Genomic DNA, 22,397 nt, shown 5'->3' on the forward strand with positions numbered 1-22,397 from the left:
ATTAAAGTGCTTTTTGATAATAAGGTATTTGCCACCCCCGCTAACCGAACTCGTTGGATAGCAGCTGATTGAAAAATACTTTTTAGGCCTATATTGTTTAAATTTTTTTTCATAGCCGAAGTAGCAAATTGGATTTCTCTTAGTCCCAAAAGGCAGTTTTTTGACGCACTTAGTTTCAAACACAAACTGTGCCAATTTTACCCCCCTTCCCGACCACCAAATTGCTCCTCCTCCCACCCAGTTAGGAATGAGGTACTTAGACCAAAGCAAAAGCAAAAGAATTTTATTTTAACTTGCTGATAATCAAAATCTTGCGAAGACAAATGCAGCAAATGAAGAGGTGTATATACTCTAGCCAAAAAAGTGCCAGAAATTAGTAACCGGCGCAAAAAAACACACTCCTTCCTGACTCATTATCAGATGGTAAGAAATATTTAACTTGGATTTCTCCTCTAAAAATTCAGCTGTTTCCATCATGCAAAGAGGCACCCAATTGGGTGCCTCTTTGCATGATTCGGTAAAGTACCTGGCTCTTAAAAATCGTATCCCAGCGTTATATAGGGGATCGCTTTGTTCGTGACACCGTTGTCGACACCCCAGGCGTAGTCAAACTTCACGTAGAAGCCAAACAACATGGTACGGGCTCCTACCCCGTAGCCCATCAGGTAAGGATTACGGAAGTTGGTAACCGTAGCGCGGAACGGATCCGAGCCACCGCCCACAATCTCGGTATTAAGGCTGTTTTCCTGGCTGAAAGGCCCTCTGCCGGTCCAGGCGGTACCTATGTCAGAAAACCCGACGATCTGGAAGTTACGAAGGAAATTGGATGTGATGGGTCCACGGTAAATGTACTTAATCAGCGGAATCCTGAGTTCAGCGTTCACCAGGACGTAGTTGGTACCTGACAAACGATTCAGGTTAAAACCACGGAGGTTGGTTGCAAACTCGGAGAAGAAAACATCGCGGTTGTCCACGCCGGGTCCAAAGGCCAGCGGATTATTGGTAGTACGTCGCTCGACCCGGTTAAGTACCCAGTTTTCCATACCACCCATGATTGACTGCTTGGGTGAACGCCCGCCCGAGCGACTGAAGGCAAAGCGGGTAGCCAGGATAAGGTCACGGTGGATTTTCTGGTAGCGTCGCAGGTCTATACTTACCCGGTTGAAACTCTCATCCAGATCGGAGATACCCAGCTGGTTTTCGTAACGAATCTTGAAGCGGGTACCTTCAATCATGTTCATGCCATTGATCCTGGAATTGTCGTAAACAAACTCCGAAATAACACCTCCGTACTGGGTGGATAGGTCAGGCTCCGACAGCAGATTCAGGTCAACCAGGCGGGTTACCGTGTAGGTAGGCGAGACCGAAATACGGGTATTGACCGAAAAAGGATAGGCAGCCGTAAGCCGTACCTGGTTGAACCGGTACTTCTGGGTGGCATTTTCTTCATCAATATACAGGCTGCTGCGGTCGATCCGGGCACCAAAGTCAATCCGGTAGGTGTAGTTTTTGTATTCGGCGAAAAGGTCACTGTTTCGGAAGGTAGTTGAAACGAAGAACCCCGCTTTAATGACGTGGTTTTCCAATAAATCATTCATAGAGATTGACTGGGAGTATCCAAACTTTCTCAGGGGGTCAATACGCCAGTCGGAGGTAGCGTCGTTGGCTATGAATATTCCCTTGTAGTCAAAGGGCCCCCGGATCGAAATATTTTCCCGCCGACGTGACTTGGGTATGGTAGCAGGAGCATTGGCTACGGTACCCCGACGCTGCCGGTACTCAAATGTTTTCAGTACATCCGGATCAAACTGATAATTGTCCGTATCAACCTCCCCTTCTTTCAGTTCTATCCGGTTTGTAATGGCCGGTAGGGTATCTGCCTGGGGCGTTGTAGCCGGGGCCACAGCCGGGTTTTTCTGGTTGGTTCCACCCGTTGCCGTCCGTTGTCTCAGGTCCGGCGTGTCCAGGTTGGCATTCATGTCAATCCGGTTGTGGAACGACAATACATATTCTCCTTTGTCCAGTCGGGTGTAGGCCAGGGAGCCATTGCCCAGGGTAGTCATATCGGCGTTACGCATGCCTACTATGTAGTTGGTAATCTGCGAAACGTTACCCGAAGCCCGGTCAACTTTAAAAAGGTTGGTAATGCCCTTCTGATCCGACAGGAAATAAACGGCCTGTTCGGTCGCGTGAATTGGTTTCATTTGGTACCCCTGGTTCTCAACCAGACTTTCAACGAGCTCGGCCCGCGGGGAACCATCATGTTCAAAAATCCCAAGCTCCGTACCCGTACCGGCGGTTTTGGTGGTAGTGGCAAGGGAATCGGTGGATCGGTTGGAGGCAAACACAACGCGCCGCGACGAACCATTTACAAAACGGGGCGACACGTCATCGAACATATCATTGGTGAGGGCAATGGTGGAGGCACGGGCAATACTTACCAGGTAGATGTCATTTTTTCCGCCTTTATCGGCACTTACAACCAGCATACTACCATCGTTGGAAATATCCATATCAATGATCTGGTCCAGACCACGAATGGTCCGCTTGACCAGAATCTTAGGCTTTTTGGTATCCAGCTTTTCGTAAATGTAAAAGTTCTGCTTAGCCTCCTCTTCGGCCAGTACCGCCAGCGTATTGTTGCGGGTCCAGGCCACCAGTGGCATTAAACTCTTTCCCTGTACCAGACCCGTCATAATTTTCCCCTGACGGATGACCATCCTCCGGCCGGTTTCGAGGTTACTCACTACAACGCGGTAGCGATCTTTGTGCATTTCGGTGTAGGCCAGGTATTTTTCATCGCCCGATATTTTTACCGAAGCTCCGGCCGACATGGTACTCAGTACGTTCAGCCGGTGCTGCCAGTCGGGAGTAGGCTCAATATAATGCTGCCCCGCCTGGGTGACCATTCCGCTGTAGTAGTCGCGCCAGTCGCGCAGAAAGCGGTTATAGGACGGAATACCCAACGTACTGGTAATGCTCGTTTGCTCGGTACGGATAATACGGGTCAGGTTCAGGATATTGGAAATATTATCCCGACCGTAGCGTTCGGCAATGTAGTTCCAGATCGACTGCCCCACCAGCATGGCGTCGGTACCGGTCAGCAGGGCTGGTTTCCGGATCTGGCGCTGCAGGGTCACATCCCGCATGTAATCATTCATTTCGGGTGTCCAGCCCTCTGCAATGTAGGCCGCGATTCCCGACATAAACCATTCGGGCAGGGTCAACAACAACGAGCTTTGCAGGGCATCTTTCAGATTTCCCCCGTAGAGCATATCATACACGAAAAGCAGGGCAATTTCTTTAACCAGTTTTTTGCGGAAGCTGAGCTGGTCACCGGTAAAGGCTATTTCTACCCGCGACTGAGCCAGATCCAGTTCCTGATCTTCAAGATCTCCGAAGGTAGCCATACCCATATTGCTCTGCTGAAGCTCACCGGGCGAATTGTAGAGAAATATCTTTACCTTGTTGTAGGGTGTATAGCCCAGCATTTCGGTGATCCGGTCAAACTCCGTCTCGGCCAGTTGGGCGGTGGTGCGGGCCAGGGTAGTACCTCCCTGATAATGGTATATTTCGAAGTTGGAGGTTTTGAAAACCTTCCAGTCAAAGGTTCGGTACTGGATGCGATTTTTCCCAAAAACCTCCTGGGAAGGATAGCGTTGCGCAAACACCCCCTGATTGGCAACGGTGAACAGAAAAACGAATGCCAGAGCATTCGTAACATATCGGAAAGGTAACTTCATCTGAATCTTTGGCTTTCTTTACTGGTAATATAACGAAAAATACCTACCAATATTCACTAACAAATTTAAATCTTTCCCCTTTTCCATGTACTCTACCAAGTTGGCAGCAAAGTAGGGCGCGAGCGTAACCCCTTTGGTACCCAGACCGTTAAATACTCCCACCTGCTGAAACTGTGGATGAAAGCCTACCAGCGGGCGGCGATCTTTGGAAGATGGACGCAGGCCCGCCCGTTGCTTCAGTACCTGATAAGGTACCTTCAGTACTCCCTTTGCTTTTTCTTCCAGGTACTGCCGCCCCTCTTCGGTGGTTTCCCAGTCCAGGTCGTGCCAGGAATAGGTAGCCCCCAACCGGCACTTTCCTTCCCCGTCTGGCAGAATGAAAATTCCCTGATTCACAATTCTATCAATAGGGTACTTGTCCAGCGCTATTTCCAGAATTTGCCCTTTTACCGGGTTGAACGGGAGCCAGTTGAACAGGGTATTACTGAGGGCGTCTACACCCTGACAAAATATGACTTTACCAATACGCAATCCATTCCACTCAACGGTATCCCCGCTCAGTACCATGTCGTCAGGGTTAAAAAAGCCCTCCCGGTACTGCCCTCCTTGCTGAAAGTACTCCTGGCTTTTGAGCAGAAACAGAGGCAGGTCTACCCAGCCCGACCCGGTCACTTCCAGCCCACCGTGCGGCGCATACAGGTAGTCGTTATAGGGTAGGTTGGCGGGAGGTTGCTGAATATAGGGGCCTATGCCGGGTTCGGCGGTTTGGGCGAGGTAACTGTTCTGTTCTTCTACCGAGCGGTAGGGCCTGTAAATGTTGATGTAGTGCAGAAACCGCGCCTGCAGGGTTTCTTCCAGCTCTCCGTAGAAGCGGCGGGCGTAGGGGAATAACTCATCGGCCAGCCAGGTCTTTACCAGCTTTCGGCCGGTTAACGGGTTGAAAATACCCGCCGCCACCAGCGAAGCCGCCGGTCGGGTTGAATCATTTACAATTAGAAATTTTTTGCCGCACTGGTGAAGGTGCCAGGCCAGCGAGGTACCTGCCAGCCCCTGCCCCACTATCAGGTAGTCGTAGTCCATTGGTTTTGCTGGTGAAGTCAGGCTTCTTCGCGGCGGCGGATGGCTTGCCCGATTCGTTCGTCGGCAAGGCGTACTACCAGGTCTACCTGCTCATCCACGGTCATCAGGGTATTGTCGATCAGGATGGCGTCTTCGGCCTGCCGCAGGGGGCTTTCGGTGCGGTTGGTATCAATATAGTCCCGTTTCCGGATGTTCTCAATTACCTCCTCAATGCCGACAAGTTCCCCCTTGGCGAGCAGTTCTTCCTGTCGGCGGTGGGCCCTTACCATCACGTCAGACGTCATGAATATTTTGAGCTCGGCCTGCGGAAACACCACCGTACCTATATCCCGTCCGTCCATGACTATCCCCTTGCTTTTGCCCATTCGCTGCTGCTGGGCTACCATGGCGTGGCGAACTTCCGCCACCGTACTTACCTCACTCACGCGGTCCGAGACGTACATTTTCCGGATTTCATCCTCAACATTCAACCCGTTGAGGAAAGTATCGTTACTGCCGGATTCGGGGTGCCGGCGGAACGAAATATGAATTTCGTCCAGAGCCTTCTGTACCTCGCGGGGATTGGTATGGGAAATGTGGTTCTGGCAAAAATACAGCGTAACGGCCCGGTACATGGCCCCGGTATCTATATAGGCGTAATGCAGCTGTCGGGCTACCAGCTTAGCCGTGGTACTTTTACCACAGCTGGAATACCCATCAAGCGCTACGGTTATCTTTGGCATACTTTCGTTCGGTCGTATAAGATTGCAAAATAAACGAAAGTAGCCGTTTGATGCACCTTTTTAGGTACGAAACTTCACGTAAAGATGTTCGTCCCAGAAAGTACCTTCCTTAAAAATGGCCTGCTGATGAATAGCTTCCAGGGCATAACCGGCTTTTTCAAGTACCCGCATGGAGGAGCGGTTAAAGCTGAAAACGCCCGCGTAAAGCCGTTGAATGTCAAAGACGGAAAAGGCTTCGGCGGTAAATTCCCGAATGGCTTCGGTCACCAGGCCCCTACCCCAGAACGGCTCCGCCAGCCAGTATCCAATCTCGGCGCTGTAGCGATATACATCTTTTTGCCTGACTACACCAATTCCCCCCACCAACTGGTCATCCTGTACAATGGCCCGGCTCAGGTGGGTGTCGGCGCTTTGGCCATACACGCAAAAATCAATCCATTTCCGGGCATCCTCAAGGGTATAAGGAGAAGGAAATGAATCGCGGACATTAGCGGCAATCCTGGGATTATTGGCGTAAAGCGCCAGATTACCGGCATCGTTGTACCGGTACGGACGTAGCAGAATTGACATAGAGGCAAGTGAGGATAGTTCTCTTCCGGAAATGAAAGGTACTACTTTAGGGCTAGTCTGTGCTGTTAGTGGTCATTAAGAACATATACGCTTAGCCCCCGGGCACCGTGGGCACCTATCACCAGCGACTGCTCAATATCGGCCGTTTTGGAGGGACCGGCAATAAAGCAGCCCCAGCCCGTTTCGGAAATATTTACCCGTTCCATTGCCTCGTGCATGGTATTAACTACTTCATTTCGCCGGATAACAATGCCCAGGTACTGCGTGATAAACGGAAGTACCCTATGCGCCACGTGCTTTTCGGACACCCAGATGGCCCCGTTTTCGGCCACGGCGAATTCACCCTCAATCACGGCCACATTCACCATTTCCAGCTCGTGCGGGTCCTCTACATTCAGGCTGAAGTCGGCCCAGTCGGCCAGAAAGGGTATGGTGGTGGCCCGGTTGCTAAATTCGTTAAAGGTAGTTTCCAGCCGAACCCGGATGTCCTGCCAGTTATTGGCCAGTTCGGCTACGCCTCCGTTCAGGTTAACCATCTCCGAAAACTTACCCACCGGGTCATCATAAATGATACCGTACTGAGGGGCATCGGGCAGCTCGGTAGGTTCGGGTTGGGCCGCTTTGATTTTATTCAGTATTGAATCGCGTGAAGCCATAGGTACCTGTCGTTTTGTTAAAGCTTAAAGCCCTGCCGGGCCAGCAGCTGCCAGCCATTTTGGCCCCGCGTCCAGACCTGCAGTACCCCCAGATTGGTTTTGTTTCTTACCCCACCAGTTACCACATCGGCGAACATCTTATTGCGTACTACAGCCGTATTACCGACAATTTTTATCTCCATATCCGGCATTTCCAGCGTTTCAAACACCGACTTCCGGTTTAGAATCACATCCAGGAATTCAGCCTTTGTTTCTATTAACCCGCTGGAATGACCATACGAAAGTTCTTCGGCCAGTATGCTCCGCAGGGCCGCTTCGTTTCGGGTAAGTACGGCATTCTTCCAGGTTTCGATGGCCGTCTGTACCTGCTTTTCCTGCACCGACTGGGCCAGTACCGAACAGTAGCTGAGTAGAATGAACGATAGTAGTACTAAGGGTTTTTTCATTGGGTAGATAAGGAATAGAAATGAGTAAGTACCATTAGAAGCATCTCCACCTTGAAATTTACGTATCGAAAGCCGGCAGTTTCAAAACCTTTTTACATAAAATAATTTGCACACCAGGAGTTCCCACCAGGTATAGGAAAATAAATCAGGGTACCTGCGGCATTGGTTTCATTTTACACCTCTTCCTTCGAAACCAGTTCGAGTAAAGAGTACTTAATAGAAGAACCATCAGCGGGTGGACTTCTGAGGGTTTCTTTCCTTACCCGCATTGTATAAATGTACCCTTCCTGGTAGGTAAATCCTTCAATCTGCTCATAAAAAAAATGCCACTGCTGGGTTCCCACCAGCTCTCCCTCCTGAATCTGTAAACACTCCATCGGGCCGTGGGCACCGACACAGGCGGCTTTGCTATCTCTTACCTTCAGAATAATTTCTCTTTCAATATCATGCTTTTCACAGGAAAAGCAAAGCAATAGAGCGACTAACAAATAAAGGGGTCTTTTCATGGAATCGTTTGTTTTTTTAAGTACGACCCGTTTTTCCCGCAGTTCGTTGCAGTCACTGCGAATAAAACTTGAACCCGGTGTCTGCACGAGCCTATGCGCCTACTCCCCTCCCCGGTTGCGGGCGTACCACTCCCGGAAGCTTTCCTTCGGCGGGGCGGGCATATCACGTTGTTTAAACCAGGGATTCAAGGAATTATTTGTCACTACGGGTAAGGCCCGCATAACCGTACGGCCCAGCTTGCCCGACCACTGGTAAAAACGGGGCTGGGAAAGTACCGCTGCCATCGCTTTTATACCTACCGTTTTGGACTTAGGTACATAACCTTCCCTGGCCAGAACCTGCCGCCATTTGTAAAGCTGGTCGTGAATGTCAATTTTTACGGGGCATACGTTGGAACAGCTCCCGCACAAAGTACTGGCAAAGGGCAGATCGGCGTTTTTGGTCATGTCCAGGTTGGGCGCCAGTATAGCTCCGATAGGTCCGGCTACGGCGTTGTGGTAGCTGTGTCCCCCGCTCCGGCGGTACACCGGGCAGGTATTCATACAGGCTCCGCACCGGATGCACTTCAGGGAATTACGAAAGTCGGGACGTCCCAACTGGGTACTCCGGCCGTTGTCCACTATTACTATATGCATTTCCTGCCCCGGCCGCGGGCGCTGAAAGTAGCTGCTATAGGTAGTAATAGGCTGGCCGGTGGCGCTGCGCGCCAGTAGCCGCAGGAACACTCCCAGGTGCCGGGCCTCAGGAATCAGCTTTTCGAACCCCATGCAGGCAATGTGTACGTCGGCCAGGTGGGCACCCATGTCGGCGTTGCCTTCGTTGGTACATACCATAAAACCTCCGGTGCTGGCTACGGCAAAGTTAACCCCAGTCAGGGCTACGCGGCGGGTCACAAACTTCTCGCGCAGGTGTTGCCGGGCGGCCTCGGTCAGGTACTGCGGGTCGGTGGCTCCGGCCTCGGTACCCAGGTGCTTGTGAAAGAGGTCACCAATATCTTTTTTCTTCAGGTGAATGGCCGGCAATACTATATGGCTGGGTGGTTCCTGCCGCAGCTGCACTATGCGCTCGCCCAGGTCCGTATCAATCACTTCGATGCCCTGGCGGGTCAGGTACTCGTTGAGGTGGCACTCCTCGGTAAGCATTGACTTGCTCTTGACCATGCGGGTAACCTGATGCTTTTGTAGTATCTCCCCTACGATCCGGTTATGCTCGGCGGCGTCGGCAGCCCAGTGTACCTGTATGCCGTTAGCAAGAGCCTTCTGCTCAAACTCTACCAGTAGTTCCTCCATGTGGGACAGCACGTAGTGTTTAATGTGGGAAGCGGTTTCGCGCAGGGCCTCCCATTCGGGAATCTGAAAAGCGGCTTTATCGCGTTTCTGACGCACAAACCAAAGTGTTTCGTCGTGCCAGTCTACGTAAGATTCGTCCCGGTTAAAGGTTTCGGAGGCCCGGGCGTGGTCAGTTTCGGCTTTATACATAGTCAATTGGCTGTTTCTTCTCAGATTCTGATTTCCGTGAAACTTTGTATGGTTCCGGCGCTAGCAATGGCGCCGGAATTTTTTATTAGTTATGATTCAGGATTTCGGCAATATGTTTTACCTGAACCGGTGAGCCTTTACGTTTCAGAATTCCCTGCAGGTGCATCAGGCAGCTCATGTCAGCTCCCGTGATATATTCGGCTCCGCTTCGCTCGTGGTCGGTTACCCGATCTTTCCCCATCTTGACCGACACGGCCTCTTCACTCACACAGAAAGTACCCCCAAAGCCGCAGCATTCGTCGGCCCGGCCCAGTTTGACCAGCTCCAGGCCCTGTACCTTACCCAGCAGGATTTCGGGTTTTGAAAAGGGCGGCGCGTTCAGTTCTGACATCTGCGCCAGCCCCAGGCCCCGCTGTCCGTGGCAACTCTGGTGCAGCCCGACCCGGTGGGGAAACCGGGCCCGCAGGTCAGAAACTTTGACTACATCCGTCAGAAACTCCACCAGCTCGTATATCCTGGTACGTACGGCAGTAGCCGTTTTCTCGTCCTGGTCTGAGTGCAGATGGTCTTTTATATGGAGGGTACAACTACCCGAAGGGCTTACGATGTAGTCAAACTCCTGAAAATTCTGAATGAAGAGATTGTTGCAGTCGGTGGTGAGATGTTCAAAACCCGAGTTGGCCATGGGCTGTCCGCAACAGGTCTGCCGAGGGGGGAATTTGACCGTACACCCAACCTTTTCGAGTACTTCCAGCGTGGCTATCCCTACCTGGGGGTAAAACTGGTCAACGTAACAAGGAATGAAAAGACCTACTTTCAAGATATATTCAGCACTAGCTGGTTTAGGTTTACCAAAATTCGACGGTGGCTACAATCGGAAAGTGATCGGACGCATCCCGATCCTGCCGAAGTACTTTGTAATTCTTTACATTAACCCGGGTGTTTTTCAGGACCATTATATAGTCCAGGCGGTCGCCGGGTACGCCTTCGGTCCAGGTAGGTAGCAACGAGCCCCGGGCGGCATCCATCCATTTCTTCCGGAAGGAGAAATAAGGCTGCTCGTTGGGCCGCGCTCCCATGTCCATCGCCAGCAGCACCGGCTGAATACTTTCGTCCAGCATCCGGTTGATGTAGGCTGCCTGCAGAGCCCGGTCAAATACCGAGGCGTACTCCAGGCGGGCGTTGCAAAACCGGAAGGTAAAACCGCGCGCAGGCATTACCAGGCCACACAGCAGCACCCTCGGGTCCGAGCCGGGCGAAGTAGGCAATTGCAGTTTCTGCGTTTTTTCAAAGGGCCACTTGGACAGGATACCTACCCCCTGGCTGCCACCCGTGGTTGAGTCGGAGGCACCGTAGGCGTAGTACATGCCGGTTTGGATGGCCAGCTGACGCAACTGAAAACGTACTTCACCGTCACTATCCAGACTATCCACGGCCTGAAGCGCTACCAGATGGGGTTTTTGCTCCTGTATGACTTTTAAAATAGCCCTCAGATTCGACTTACCCCAGCGGTTCTCACCGTGCCGGATGTTAAAGCTCAGTACTTTAACCTCTACTACTTTCCCTGGCTGAGACGCTGCAATAGTTACAACCACCGCGAGCAGTACCAGCAATGTAAAAAATCGTTTCAAGATAGAACCTCACCGTTTGAACACTATCATTCACTATCCTGCATATCGAATATTTTTTTCATTAAAACCCATTTCTCACCGGGTTTCGCCGTTGGAAGTGCCTGCTGGTACTTCCACATGAGTCCTTCCCACTCCTGCACTACCGGGTTGTTTTCGTCCATGACCGCTTTCTGTTCAAAGCTGAAATCATCCCGGGTTTCCATAATCATAAACAGGCGGTTGCCCAGGCGGTAAAGCTCCATCTGTACAATACCCGACTCCCGAATACTCGCCCGAACCTCGGGCCAGATAGCCTGGTGGTGGGCTTCGTACTCGGCTATGAGCGCGGGATCATCTTTCAGATCGAGAGCCAGGCAGTACCTTTTCATAGACCGGATTAATTAGTAGTTACCCGCGCACCTCTCAGCGCGTAATAAATAATAAAGGCAAAGCACAGCATAGGTACCACCAGCGCAAAGGCCGGTCCCGACTTAAACAAGGCTCCCGCCACCATAGGCATAACCGCTCCGCCAACTATAGACATAATTACCAGCGAGGAGGCCAGCTTGGACTCCGCCCCCAAACCCTTGGTCGATAAGGCAAATATAGTCGGGAACATGATAGACTGGCAGAAATAAGTAAGACTTAAACAAATAACCGCCGTAAGTCCACCCGAAAAGATAGCCATTACCAGCAGCAGGGTAGCCCCTACGGAGTACCAGGTCAGTACGCGGCTCGGGGAGATACGGGACATCAGGGAGGTACCCACAAACCGGCCCAGCATGAACAACACCAGAGCAAAAGAAGCATGGTAACCCGCAATCTGGGTTGAAGATAAGGTACCGGTAGTACCGGTTATGGAATTGATAAGATTCATGTACCCTTCGGCCAGTGACCAGTGCTCTTCGCGGGAAAAGTCCAGCTTGAAATCTACGAAGTACCCCCAAAGTACCGTTTGCGCTCCTACGTTCAGGAATTGGGCAATGATACCCAGCGTAAGGTGACGGTGACGAAACAGGGAAAGAATAGAAATAGGGCGGTCGGTGCTTTCGGCTTCATCTTCGGTGACCGGTTCGGGCATGCGGGTGATCACAAACAGCAGGGCGACAAACAACACCAGCGCCCCAATAAACAGGTAAGGTCCCTGCACGGACAGCGCCTCCTGTATCCGGATTTGCTCGGCTTCCACGGCGGGCATGGCGGCCAGCGTTTCGGTGGTGTATTCGGTACGGGAAAATATAAATAAGGAGCCAATTACGGGTCCCAGAATCAGGCTGATACCGTTGAATGATTGGGCAAAATTGATTCGCCATTCGGATTTGTCGGGGTCGCCCAGTACGGTTACGTACAGGTTGGCGGCGGTTTCCAGAAAAGCCAGTCCGCTGGCAATGGTGAACAGGGCAAACAGGAAAAAGCCATAGACCCTTACCGAAGCCGCCGGGTAAAACAGGAAGGCCCCGGCCGCGTACAGCAATAGCCCGAACAGAATTCCCTTTTTGTAGCCAAACCGTTTCATAAAGTACCCCGCCGGCAAAGCCATAAAAAAGTACCCCATGTAAAAAGCAAAGTCAATAACGCCCGCCTGAAAGCGATTCAGATCCAGCGCAATCTGAAACTGCTTGATGAGGGTCCCGTTAAGGGAGTTAGCCAGCCCCCACAAAAAGAAAAGGCTGGTGACCAGAGCCAGGGGAATAAAGTAACTACTTCCGGAAGTAGCAGGGCTCTTGACGGTAGCCTTCGCAGAAGAGGGAATTGATGCCATAGGTAGTTTAGGAAATGGTTTAGTTAAGGTACTTAATCAGGCCTCGTCCAATCCGTAAAATCGGGTGGCGTTCCGGCCAAAAATCTTTTCTTTTTCAGTTACAGAAAACCCCAGCAGGTACTCCTCCAGAATCTCTTTCATTTGTCCGTAGTCAGCCGCTACCAGGCATACCGGCCAGTCGGAGCCAAAAAGCAGACGATCCACACCAAAGGCCTCCACGACGACATCCAGGTAGGGGCGAAAATCATCCTTTTTCCAGTTGTGCCAGTCCGCCTCGGTTACCATGCCGGACACTTTACAGTGGACGTTGGGGTAGCTGGCTAGTTGCCGCATTGCGGCAGCCCATTCCTCTATCTTTCCTTCTTTAATATACGGTTTAGCCAAATGATCCACGACAAATTTCACATCGGGAAGTTGCTCCACAAAGTACCGGGCCGCCTCCAGCTGGGTTGGATAAATAAGAATATCGTAGGTGTAATCAAAAGCCACCAGTTGCCGTACGCCCCGGATAAAATCGGCCTGACGAAGGAAGTCTACGGGTTCGGCTTGTACGATGTGCCGGAAGCCTTTTAATTTTTCAAACTGAGAATAAAATTCCAGCCGCTCGTACAGGTTAGCCGCCCGCAGGTCCACCCAACCTACCACGCCCTTTACAAAGTCATTGGCTTCGGCCAGTTGCAGTAGAAATTCCGTTTCGGCTTCGGTCTGGTCAGCCTGTACGGCCACGCAGCCTTCTATGCCGTTGGCCCTGAGTACCGGCCCCAGGTCACCCGGAAGGAAGTTGCGCCGAATGGCTTGCATGTCGGGCGTAATCCAGGCGTCGCGCACGGGATCAAAAATCCAGAAATGCTGGTGAGCATCAACGGTCATGACTCGAGATTTTTTACTCGTTAAACTAAGGGGACGCGGGGTTTCCAGGCTTCGGCCGTCTGTTGCTGCTCACCCAGTCCTTCAATTCCCAGTTTTACCTCATCTCCCGGCTTCAGATAAACCGGTGGTTTCATGCCTAACCCTACCCCAGCCGGCGTACCCGTTGATATTACATCGCCCGGCAGCAGGGTCATGAACTGGCTTAGGTAACTAATCAGTTTTGGAATACCAAATATAAGGTCAGAGGTAGAGGAATCCTGGATTTTGGTACCATTTAGAGACAACCACAGTCCCAGATTATGCGGGTCGGCTACTTCGTCTTTGGTAACCAGGTAGGGTCCCAGCGGCGCGAAGGTATCGTTGCTCTTTCCTTTCACCCACTGTCCGCTGCGCTCCAGCTGAAATTCCCGCTCCGAGTAGTCGTTATGGACAGCATAGCCCGCTACGTAGTTCATGGCCTCGGCTTCTTCCACGTAGCTGGCCCGGGTACCTATTATTACCGCCAGCTCTACCTCCCAGTCGGTCTTGACGGAGTTTCGGGGAATAACCACGTTGTCGTTGGGTCCGCAAAGGGCCGTTGTCGATTTAAAGAATACAACCGGCTCCTGGGGAGGTTCCATACCCGACTCAGCCGCGTGGCGGGCGTAGTTTAACCCTATACATACGATTTTGGACGGACGGGCAATACAGGAGCCAAAACGGACCCCTTCTTCTACTACCGGACACGATGCCGCCTGGGCAGGCAGCCATTCGGCCAAGCGGGTCAGGCCACCGGTGGTAAAGAAGTTTTCGTTGTAATCTTCTCCAAATGCGGAAATATCTATCATTTTTCCATCAGGAAGCAGGACCCCTGGTTTCTCCTGTTCGTACGCGCCAAAGCGGAAAAGTTTCATCTTACTGAGTTTAAAAGTTTATGAGTCAATGAGATTATGAGTAAGTAATCGACAATTGATTAGTTGTTAAGCTTTTCGAATCCTCCATCAATCAGGTAGTCGCAACCGGTTATAAAGGCTGCTTCGTCGGAGCAGAGGTACAGCGCGAGTCCGGCGATTTCCTCCGGCTTGGCCATGCGACCGATGGGTTGGGTTTTGGAAAGTTTTTCAAACATTTCCTTCTCCTGTCCGGGGTAATTTTTGGCAATGAAGCCATCCACAAAGGGAGTATGTACCCGGGCCGGCGAAATGCTGTTGCACCGGATACCCTCGGCCAGATAATCTTTAGCTACCGAAAGAGTCATGGTATATACCGCTCCTTTACTGGTAGAGTAGGCAAAGCGGTCGGGAATGCCCACCGTAGCCGCAATGGATACCATATTTAGTACTACCCCACCCCCAGCCTGCAGCAGATGGGGTATGGTCGCAAAAATGCAGTTATAAACACCTTTGATATTTACATTGACAATCCGGTCAAAATCAGCTTCCGAGGTAGTATGGGCTTTACCTATATGCGCAATACCGGCGTTGTTGACCAAAATATTAATGGTATGCTGAGCGGCAATCCGGTTTATTACCTCTACTACTGCGGCCTGTCTGGAAATATCAACCTGATGCGCCTGGGCTTGTCCGCCTTCCTGCTTAATTACTTCAGCAACCTGCTGAGCCTGTTCGCCATTGAGTTCAAGAATATGTACGAAGGCTCCCTGCCGGGCGAAGATTTGGGAAATAGCCAGGCCAATTCCGCTGGCCCCGCCGGTTACCAGCACTACTTTATTGTCTAATCGGAACATGGTTAGGTACAGCTGCTGAATTTAGGAATAGGTTTGGTTTGAGAAAACAACTCCCTATAAGAGGACGCGAAGATTCAAACATAACCATGAAACTACATTTCTTTTTATATACAATGACAATTTTAACCGCTTTAAAGCGGGACTGCCCGATGCTCCCTGAAATATAGCCAAACGATAACAATTTGTACTACAGACCGTTGTATTCATAAAAAACAACCTTATGAAATCGCTATTTTCAAAATATAATAAACCGTTTCTGGCCATTTTTCTCCTTATTGGATGCAGCTCTTCCGAACAGGATCCGGGTGCCAACCCGCAGGGACCGGGTACCAACGCAGCCAGCTATACCGCCACCGACGCCTTTCCCGGCCTCAAGTTCAGGTCACCGGTAGACCTTACCTACGCGCCGGATGGTTCAAACCGCCTTTTTGTGCTCGAGCAGGAAGGAGTAATCCGGGTATTTGAAAACAAAGCCGACGCCAGTTCAGCCCAGGTATTTCTGGACATCAAAAACAAAGTGACGGATGGTGGAGAACGGGGACTGCTGGGGATAGCCTTTCACCCTGACTACCGTACCAATGGCTTCTTCTACGTTAACTACACGCGGTCCAGTCCGCTGGAGACGGTTATTGCCCGCTACAAGGTCAATCCGTCCAACCCCAACGCGGCCGAACCGGCCAGTGAAACCGTACTGCTTACCTTTCCACAACCCTTTTCCAACCACAACGGTGGTGCCGTAAAGTTTGGTCCGGATGGGCACCTGTATGTATCGGTGGGTGATGGCGGAAGTGGTGGCGACCCCCAAAACAATGCTCAGAACCGGAACAACCTGCTGGGTACTATCCTGCGCCTGGACGTGAATTCTACCGAGAAGGGAAATTATGGAATACCGAGCGGTAATCCATTTAAGGGTAATTCGGAGGGGTACCGGGAGGAAATTTATGCTTACGGTCTTCGTAATCCCTGGCGCGTCAGCTTTGACAGCCAGACCGGCAACCTATGGGCCGGGGACGTAGGTCAGAACGCCATTGAAGAAATTGATATTATCAAGGCCGGAGGCAACTACGGCTGGCGACGTAAAGAAGGCACCGAATGCTTTAATCCCAAATCTAATTGTGAGGAGCAGGGAATGGTCGCTCCCGTCTTTACCTACTCCCAAAGCAACGGCGACAGGTCTATTACCGGTGGCTTCGTGTACCGCGGCAACAGCCTTTCTGAATTAAAAGGCCACTACATCTACGGCGATTTTGTAAGCGGTAAAATATGGGCGCTGCAAATGGATGGTGAAAAAGCGGGCACCAACCGACTTCTGATTGACCTGCCCGGTACTATTTCAGCCTTTGGTGTGGATGCCAACAACGAGCTTTATATCCTGAATTATGGCGACGGGAAACTAATGAAACTAACAAATTCCAAAGAGTGAAAGAGTAAGTTTAAAGTACATGAGTATATAAGTAAAAAAGGGAGTAGTATGTACCTGATGGCTCATACTACTCCCTTCTTAGCTAGTAATGTTATAATTAATTGGAGAAAAAGCTTTCTCCCTTCTTCCCCCTTCCTCCCAATTCTCCTTTTATAAAGATACCCCTCTTTTCCACGGGATGAAGTCGTCCTGCCCCAGTTGCTGGGCTTTGGTAAGTACTTCACCACTGGCAATTTGAATGACACATTCCAGCAAGGCCTCGGCATTCTGCTCAATACTCTGCTCACCCGATACCACCGGACCGCTATCGAAGTCGATGACATCGGCCATGCGCTGAGCCAGCGTGGTATTGGTAGATACCTTCACCACCGGACAAATCGGATTACCGGTAGGAGTACCCAATCCGGTTGTGAAAAGGATAATGTTGGCACCGGCAGCCGCTTTCCCCGTAGTAGCTTCTACGTCGTTGCCGGGAGTACATACCAGATGTAAACCGGGTTGGGTGGCGCGCTCGGTATAGTTCAGTACATCGGCAATGGGAGCGTTTCCACCTTTGCGGGCCGCACCGGCCGACTTGATGGCATCGGTAATCAGGCCGTCCTTGATATTACCGGGTGAAGGGTTAAAGGCAAAGGCTGACCCCACGGCGTCGGCTTTGGATGAATAATCCCGCATGAGCTTTTCAAACTTGGCCGCTTTCTCCTCGGTTACGCAGCGGTTCAGCAGTTCCTGCTCTACCCCGTGCAATTCGGGAAACTCCGCCAGCAGTGTTTGTCCACCCAGAGAAACAATAATATCCGACAAATGCCCCAGTACCGGATTGGCCGATATACCCGAGAAACCATCGGACCCGCCGCATTTCAACCCCACGGAGAGTTTGGTCAGCGGGGCGGCTTCGCGTTCCTGCTTATTCACCTCTACCAGCCCCATAAATGTTTCCTTGATAGCCCCCGACATCAGCGAGTACTCTGTACCTTTTTGCTGCTCAAACACGTACATCGGCTTGTTGAAGTTGGGGTCACGTTTTTTGATTTCATCTTCCAGAATGGAAAGCTCCGAATTCTGACAACCCAGGCTTAGTACCGTTATCCCGGCCACGTTGGGGTGTACGGCGTAGGAGGCAAACAGGGAGCAGAGCGTAGTGGCATCCTGACGGGTACCTCCACAGCCTCCTTCGTGGGTCAGAAACTTTATCCCATCCACGTTCCGGAACGGCCGGTTAGCCGCCCCATTACCTCGTGTACTTCCAATTGACTCCAGGTCAGGAATGCGGCTGAAGTCACCTCCCTGCTGGTAGGTACTTAAAAACTCACGTACCTGCTGCCGGTACTGGTCCGACTGCGCGTAACCCAGTTCTTTTTCGAAGGCATCTTTCAGGATTAGCACGTTCCGGTTTTCACAGAATACCAGCGGTACTACCAGCCAGTAGTTGTAAGTACCTACGCGCCCGTCGGGCCGGTGGTACCCCATAAAAGTCCGATCGGTCCATTTGGTTACGTCCAGCGGCGACCAGTTGTACGGCTGCCGACGGGCGGTGCTGTACCCTTCTGAGTCGTGTTTGAGATTGAAGGTAGTAATGGGTTCGCCCCGCCGGATAGGCTGGGTGGCGCGGCCTACCAGCACGCCGTACATAATGACGGCTCCACCGGGTTCAATATCTTCGGTAGCAAACTTGTGTTTGCCGTTTACCCCGTAAGGCAGGTTAAACTGCTCTCCCCCCCACTCCGCCGCAGCGTGGGCGGGCAGGTCGCGGAGGGCCACTATTACGTTATCGTTGGGGTGTATCTTAAGAATAGACGCTGACATAAAAATATAGGAATGAATTCATCAATGGAAGACCGAAAATAATGTTTATACCCTTACAAGTACTACTATTTTATAAAACTACCGCTTCCTTTATTGCGCCAGAATCCTTTTCTTTGGTCATAAAGTTCAATCACACTCAACGCTAACACTTAATTTCCATCATGATACACGCCAACGTACTGAACCTATTTGACCAGACTATTCAGGAAGCAGAAGTAAGTATAGAAAACGGGCGGATAGTCAGTATCGTTAACAAAGGCAAAGAAAATACTTCCCTACCCTACCTGCTGCCGGGTTTTGTGGATGCTCACGTACATATAGAAAGCTCTATGCTCACCCCGGCGCAATTTGCCCGGCTGGCAGTGGTACACGGTACCGTCGCGACGGTCTCGGACCCCCACGAAATTGGCAATGTACTTGGTGTCCCCGGTGTAGAATATATGATAAGCGACGGAAAGCGGACACCTTTTAAATTTTGCTTTGGAGCTCCCTCCTGTGTACCCGCCACCACATTTGAAACCGCCGGGGCAGTTATTGATTCAAAAGATATCCGTCGTTTGCTGGGCATGAAGGAGATTGGGTACCTGGCCGAGATGATGAACTTCCCCGGAGTACTGCACGAAGACCCGGACATTATGACCAAAATCCGCCTGGCTCAGGCCTTTAATAAACCCATTGACGGCCACGCCCCCGGCCTGCGGGGCGAGGCGGCCCGCCAGTACGCCGAAGCCGGTATGTCGACCGACCACGAATGCTTTACCTACGACGAAGCACGGGAAAAGATAGACTACGGTATGCACATCCTGATTCGGGAAGGTAGCGCCGCCCGCAACTTCGAAGCACTTATCCCTTTACTATCGGAGTTTCCGCAGCGGATTATGTTCTGCTCCGACGACAAACATCCCGACAATCTGGTGGAGGGGCATATTAACCTGCTGGTAAAGCGGGCGCTTGCCAAAGGCCACTCCCTTTTTAATGTACTACGGGCGGCCTGCCTCAACCCGGTACTTCACTATCGCCTGCCCGTGGGGTTGCTGCGTGAGGGTGACCCGGCTGACTTTATTATGGTAAATAACCTGACTGATTTTACCGTGCAGCAGACTTACCTGAACGGACAGGTAGTGGCCGAAAACGGAAAGTCGCTCTTGCCTGACCTGCGGAGCGCACACGTTAACCAGTTTAACTGTTCCCCTAAAGTACCTGCAGACTTTAAATGTGTAGCTCCTGAAGGTACTTCGGCAGTGCGGGTTATTGAAGCCCTGGAAGGGCAATTGGTTACCAACGCCCTATTGGAACCGGTTAGTCCTAAACAGGGTACCATCCAGGCCGACCCAACCCGCGACCTTTTGAAGATTACCGTGGTCAATCGTTATCAGGATAGCCCACCGGCGGTAGCCTTTATCCGTAATTTTGGCTTGAAATCCGGGGCGATTGCTTCTTCTATGGGCCACGATTCTCATAACATAGTAGCCGTGGGCTGTGACGACGACAGCCTGTGTCAGGCGGTCAATAGGCTGGTGGAGGCCCGCGGCGGAGTGGCAGCCGTTGGTAAGGGTGAGCAGCATTTACTGCCTTTGCCCATTGCCGGACTCATGACCGACCAGGACGGTTACGAAGTTTCGGAACGGTATACCAGTATAGACAAATTTGTAAAAAATAGGTTAGGAAGTACACTTCAATCGCCCTTTATGACCCTCTCCTTTATGGCCCTGCTGGTCATTCCATCCCTCAAATTAAGCGATAAAGGACTCTTTGACGGGGACCAGTTTCAGTTTGTGTCTGTATTTGGTAAAATTGGATAATATGCATACATACTTGTATACAATAGCTATACTGGCAAAATAATATAACGAAAATATTTTTTTTTAAAATTTTTTTATGAATATATTTACAAGTGTAAAAATGACCCTTAATCCTAACCTAACCATTTCATAACCTCTCTAATGGCACACGTTCGATACAAACAAGAAGAAGAGCTGCGTTTTTGGAACCAGTTCCGTAAAGGTGACGAAAACGCCTATGCCTGTCTATACCAGTCTTACGTGCATATCCTTTACCAGTATTGTTCGCAGTTTACGATTGACAAGCCGCTCATCAAGGACTGTATCCACGACCTGTTCGTGGAACTGTGGCGCAACAGAGCTACCATCGGTGATACTACTTCGGTACGTTTTTATCTGATGGCCTCCATTAAGCGCAAATTGGTACGCCACCTCAACGCTCAGCAGAAGCACACCAGCAACGAGGATATTCCGGTAGAATATTGGCACATCAATACCCCGTCGTACGAGAGCCACCTTATTTCTGAGGAGGAATTTGATTCAACCAACCAACACCTTAACCTGGCCCTCAACCGCCTCCCCCGCCGCCAGCGTGAAGCTATTTTCCTGAAATTTTACATGAATATGAACAATCAGGAAATTGCTGACCTCATGAAAATCAACATCCAGTCGGTTTATAACCTGGTTTTTGGCGCCCTGAGTAACCTCAAGAAGCACATGACTCTGGACCGGGTAACTGTATAAGATACTTTACAGCTTACTCAATCAGCTAAAAATACACCCATTGTATTATCCCGGCGCGGCCCCTGAAAAGGCCGCGTTTTTTTGGTACCTGTTCTGTCCGTTGAAACGTATATGAATACCGTAAGCAGCCGGATTGGTTTTGTGCGGGTAATCTACTTTTTTTGTTACTACGACCAAGCCCAATACCCAAGCCATGAACCAACTTACCACACCACTGGCCGAACGCCTCCGCCCCCGTACGCTCGATGACTACGTCGGGCAGCAAAATCTGCTGGGTACTAATAAACCCCTGCGCAGAGCCATTGAACGCAATACCATTCCCTCCATGATTCTCTGGGGACCACCCGGGGTGGGCAAAACTACCCTGGCCCTGCTCATAGCCGAGGCCACCCGGCGTCCCTTTCACAGCCTGAGCGCTATTAACTCGGGGGTAAAAGATTTGCGCGAAGTACTTTCCCGACCCAGTGGGCTGTTTTCACCAATTCTTTTTATCGACGAAATTCACCGCTACAACAAGAGTCAGCAGGACTCCCTGCTGGGGGCGGTAGAGAAAGGGCAGGTAACGCTCATTGGCGCCACTACCGAAAATCCCTCATTTGAAATAAACTCGGCTCTACTGTCGCGCTGCCAGGTGTATATACTTGAGGCATTCGGCGAAAAGGAACTTACCGAGCTGGTGAGCCGTGCGCTGGAAAAGGATGATTGGTTACGGAGTAAAAAAATTACGGTTGAGTCCTACGACGCACTCTTTCGGTTGTCAGGGGGAGACGGGCGCAAGCTACTCAACCTGTTGGAACTGGTGGTACTGGCCGAAGGAGAAAAAGAAGAAATCGTGATTACGGACGAAGGAGTTACTCAGGCGGCCCAACAAAACATAGCCCGCTACGACAAGTCGGGTGAGCAGCACTATGATATTATCTCGGCCTTTATAAAATCCATCCGGGGTAGCGACCCCAACGCCGCCCTGTACTGGATGGCCCGCATGATTGTAGCCGGAGAAGACCCGGAATTCATTGCCCGGCGGATGCTCATTCTGGCTTCGGAGGACATTGGTAACGCCAACCCCACCGCCATAATCATGGCAAACGCCTGTATGCAGGCCGTCAAAATGATTGGTTACCCGGAAAGCCGGATTATTCTGTCGCAGGTGGCAGTTTACCTGGCTACTTCGCCCAAGAGCAACGCCAGCTACACCGCCATTGACGACGCTATGGCTCTGGCTCAGAAAACGGCCCACCTGCCCGTACCCCTGCACCTGCGCAACGCTCCTACCAAACTGATGAAGGAGATTGGTTACGGCAAGGAGTACCGCTACGCTCACTCGTACGAGGGAAACTTCACATTGCAAAACTTTCTGCCCGATGACCTGAAAGGCACAAAACTTTTTGAACCCGGACAAAATGCCCGGGAAGAGGAAATAAGGCGAAAGCTACAACAATGGTGGGGAGAATGGTACGGGTATTAAAACCCTGA

20 protein-coding genes are annotated in these 22,397 nt (G+C 51.1%); 4 read left to right on the plus strand and 16 right to left on the minus strand.

Annotated elements, in window-relative coordinates:
• Positions 1–533: 533 nt before the first annotated feature.
• The 15 genes from VGN67_RS19815 to VGN67_RS19885 form a co-directional block, all read right to left on the minus strand.
• On the minus strand, positions 534–3,743 hold the full coding sequence (locus VGN67_RS19815; RefSeq protein WP_327488634.1) for a hypothetical protein: 3,210 nt from the start codon (positions 3,741–3,743) through the stop codon (positions 534–536).
• Positions 3,744–3,761: 18 nt separating this feature from the next.
• Positions 3,762–4,823 (minus strand): FAD-dependent oxidoreductase, encoded by a 1,062-nt coding sequence (locus VGN67_RS19820; protein WP_327488635.1) that lies wholly within the window; start codon positions 4,821–4,823, stop codon positions 3,762–3,764.
• A gap of 17 nt (positions 4,824–4,840) precedes the next feature.
• On the minus strand, positions 4,841–5,545 hold the full coding sequence (gene cmk / locus VGN67_RS19825; RefSeq protein ID WP_327488636.1) for a (d)CMP kinase: 705 nt from the start codon (positions 5,543–5,545) through the stop codon (positions 4,841–4,843).
• Positions 5,546–5,605: 60 nt separating this feature from the next.
• Entirely contained in the window at positions 5,606–6,115 is a 510-nt protein-coding gene (locus VGN67_RS19830) for a GNAT family N-acetyltransferase (protein WP_327488637.1), read from the minus strand.
• Between the two features lie 65 nt (positions 6,116–6,180).
• Positions 6,181–6,771: a LutC/YkgG family protein gene (locus VGN67_RS19835; RefSeq protein ID WP_327488638.1), complete on the minus strand. Its 591-nt coding sequence runs from the start codon at positions 6,769–6,771 to the stop codon at positions 6,181–6,183.
• 17 nt (positions 6,772–6,788) lie between these two features.
• Positions 6,789–7,217, minus strand: a complete 429-nt coding sequence (locus VGN67_RS19840; RefSeq protein ID WP_327488639.1) for a nuclear transport factor 2 family protein — start codon at positions 7,215–7,217, stop codon at positions 6,789–6,791.
• Between the two features lie 173 nt (positions 7,218–7,390).
• The gene (locus VGN67_RS19845) at positions 7,391–7,723 is read right to left on the minus strand and encodes a DUF4377 domain-containing protein (RefSeq protein WP_327488640.1); all 333 of its coding nucleotides are present in this window, start codon (positions 7,721–7,723) and stop codon (positions 7,391–7,393) included.
• Positions 7,724–7,822: 99 nt separating this feature from the next.
• Positions 7,823–9,202: a lactate utilization protein B gene (locus tag VGN67_RS19850; protein ID WP_327488641.1), complete on the minus strand. Its 1,380-nt coding sequence runs from the start codon at positions 9,200–9,202 to the stop codon at positions 7,823–7,825.
• Positions 9,203–9,287: 85 nt separating this feature from the next.
• Complete coding sequence (locus VGN67_RS19855; protein ID WP_327488642.1) at positions 9,288–10,022, minus strand: (Fe-S)-binding protein; 735 nt, start codon at positions 10,020–10,022, stop codon at positions 9,288–9,290.
• A gap of 28 nt (positions 10,023–10,050) precedes the next feature.
• On the minus strand, positions 10,051–10,833 hold the full coding sequence (locus tag VGN67_RS19860; RefSeq protein WP_327488644.1) for an endonuclease/exonuclease/phosphatase family protein: 783 nt from the start codon (positions 10,831–10,833) through the stop codon (positions 10,051–10,053).
• A 26-nt stretch (positions 10,834–10,859) separates the two neighbouring features.
• Complete coding sequence (locus VGN67_RS19865) at positions 10,860–11,201, minus strand: L-rhamnose mutarotase (RefSeq protein WP_327488645.1); 342 nt, start codon at positions 11,199–11,201, stop codon at positions 10,860–10,862.
• Positions 11,202–11,209: 8 nt separating this feature from the next.
• Complete coding sequence (gene fucP, locus VGN67_RS19870; protein WP_327488646.1) at positions 11,210–12,574, minus strand: L-fucose:H+ symporter permease; 1,365 nt, start codon at positions 12,572–12,574, stop codon at positions 11,210–11,212.
• A 36-nt stretch (positions 12,575–12,610) separates the two neighbouring features.
• Positions 12,611–13,444, minus strand: a complete 834-nt coding sequence (locus VGN67_RS19875) for an amidohydrolase family protein (protein ID WP_327488647.1) — start codon at positions 13,442–13,444, stop codon at positions 12,611–12,613.
• 20 nt (positions 13,445–13,464) lie between these two features.
• Positions 13,465–14,337: a fumarylacetoacetate hydrolase family protein gene (locus VGN67_RS19880; RefSeq protein ID WP_327488648.1), complete on the minus strand. Its 873-nt coding sequence runs from the start codon at positions 14,335–14,337 to the stop codon at positions 13,465–13,467.
• 59 nt (positions 14,338–14,396) lie between these two features.
• A complete protein-coding gene (locus VGN67_RS19885) occupies positions 14,397–15,170 on the minus strand; it encodes an SDR family oxidoreductase (RefSeq protein WP_327488649.1) in 774 nt (257 codons plus the stop codon).
• 220 nt (positions 15,171–15,390) lie between these two features.
• Here VGN67_RS19885 and VGN67_RS19890 point away from each other — a divergent pair, with 220 nt between their 5' ends.
• Positions 15,391–16,593 carry a PQQ-dependent sugar dehydrogenase gene (locus VGN67_RS19890; protein ID WP_327488650.1) on the plus strand — a complete coding sequence of 401 codons (1,203 nt, stop codon included), beginning with the start codon at positions 15,391–15,393 and terminating at the stop codon, positions 16,591–16,593.
• Positions 16,594–16,743: 150 nt separating this feature from the next.
• Here VGN67_RS19890 and VGN67_RS19895 read toward each other — a convergent pair whose 3' ends face one another.
• Positions 16,744–18,399 carry an altronate dehydratase family protein gene (locus VGN67_RS19895; protein WP_327488651.1) on the minus strand — a complete coding sequence of 552 codons (1,656 nt, stop codon included), beginning with the start codon at positions 18,397–18,399 and terminating at the stop codon, positions 16,744–16,746.
• 161 nt (positions 18,400–18,560) lie between these two features.
• Here VGN67_RS19895 and ade point away from each other — a divergent pair, with 161 nt between their 5' ends.
• From ade to VGN67_RS19910, 3 genes are all read left to right on the plus strand, one after another.
• Positions 18,561–20,201, plus strand: a complete 1,641-nt coding sequence (gene ade / locus VGN67_RS19900; protein WP_327488652.1) for an adenine deaminase — start codon at positions 18,561–18,563, stop codon at positions 20,199–20,201.
• 141 nt (positions 20,202–20,342) lie between these two features.
• On the plus strand, positions 20,343–20,924 hold the full coding sequence (locus tag VGN67_RS19905) for a sigma-70 family RNA polymerase sigma factor (protein ID WP_327488653.1): 582 nt from the start codon (positions 20,343–20,345) through the stop codon (positions 20,922–20,924).
• Positions 20,925–21,117: 193 nt separating this feature from the next.
• Positions 21,118–22,389 (plus strand): replication-associated recombination protein A, encoded by a 1,272-nt coding sequence (locus VGN67_RS19910; RefSeq protein ID WP_327488654.1) that lies wholly within the window; start codon positions 21,118–21,120, stop codon positions 22,387–22,389.
• Positions 22,390–22,397: the final 8 nt, after the last annotated feature.

Source organism: Telluribacter sp. (genome assembly GCF_035998675.1).
In the GTDB taxonomy this organism is placed as follows: Bacteria; Bacteroidota; Bacteroidia; order Cytophagales; family Spirosomataceae; genus Telluribacter.

Coding starts and splice junctions, on each gene's coding strand:
- VGN67_RS19815 (WP_327488634.1), bottom strand. CDS start 3,743: ATGAAGTTACCTTTCCGATATGTTACGAATGCTCTGGCATTCGTTTTT.
- VGN67_RS19820 (WP_327488635.1), bottom strand. CDS start 4,823: ATGGACTACGACTACCTGATAGTGGGGCAGGGGCTGGCAGGTACCTCG.
- cmk (WP_327488636.1), bottom strand. CDS start 5,545: ATGCCAAAGATAACCGTAGCGCTTGATGGGTATTCCAGCTGTGGTAAA.
- VGN67_RS19830 (WP_327488637.1), bottom strand. CDS start 6,115: ATGTCAATTCTGCTACGTCCGTACCGGTACAACGATGCCGGTAATCTG.
- VGN67_RS19835 (WP_327488638.1), bottom strand. CDS start 6,771: ATGGCTTCACGCGATTCAATACTGAATAAAATCAAAGCGGCCCAACCC.
- VGN67_RS19840 (WP_327488639.1), bottom strand. CDS start 7,217: ATGAAAAAACCCTTAGTACTACTATCGTTCATTCTACTCAGCTACTGT.
- VGN67_RS19845 (WP_327488640.1), bottom strand. CDS start 7,723: ATGAAAAGACCCCTTTATTTGTTAGTCGCTCTATTGCTTTGCTTTTCC.
- VGN67_RS19850 (WP_327488641.1), bottom strand. CDS start 9,202: ATGTATAAAGCCGAAACTGACCACGCCCGGGCCTCCGAAACCTTTAAC.
- VGN67_RS19865 (WP_327488645.1), bottom strand. CDS start 11,201: ATGAAAAGGTACTGCCTGGCTCTCGATCTGAAAGATGATCCCGCGCTC.
- fucP (WP_327488646.1), bottom strand. CDS start 12,574: ATGGCATCAATTCCCTCTTCTGCGAAGGCTACCGTCAAGAGCCCTGCT.
- VGN67_RS19875 (WP_327488647.1), bottom strand. CDS start 13,444: ATGACCGTTGATGCTCACCAGCATTTCTGGATTTTTGATCCCGTGCGC.
- VGN67_RS19880 (WP_327488648.1), bottom strand. CDS start 14,337: ATGAAACTTTTCCGCTTTGGCGCGTACGAACAGGAGAAACCAGGGGTC.
- VGN67_RS19885 (WP_327488649.1), bottom strand. CDS start 15,170: ATGTTCCGATTAGACAATAAAGTAGTGCTGGTAACCGGCGGGGCCAGC.
- VGN67_RS19890 (WP_327488650.1), top strand. CDS start 15,391: ATGAAATCGCTATTTTCAAAATATAATAAACCGTTTCTGGCCATTTTT.
- VGN67_RS19895 (WP_327488651.1), bottom strand. CDS start 18,399: ATGTCAGCGTCTATTCTTAAGATACACCCCAACGATAACGTAATAGTG.
- ade (WP_327488652.1), top strand. CDS start 18,561: ATGATACACGCCAACGTACTGAACCTATTTGACCAGACTATTCAGGAA.
- VGN67_RS19905 (WP_327488653.1), top strand. CDS start 20,343: ATGGCACACGTTCGATACAAACAAGAAGAAGAGCTGCGTTTTTGGAAC.
- VGN67_RS19910 (WP_327488654.1), top strand. CDS start 21,118: ATGAACCAACTTACCACACCACTGGCCGAACGCCTCCGCCCCCGTACG.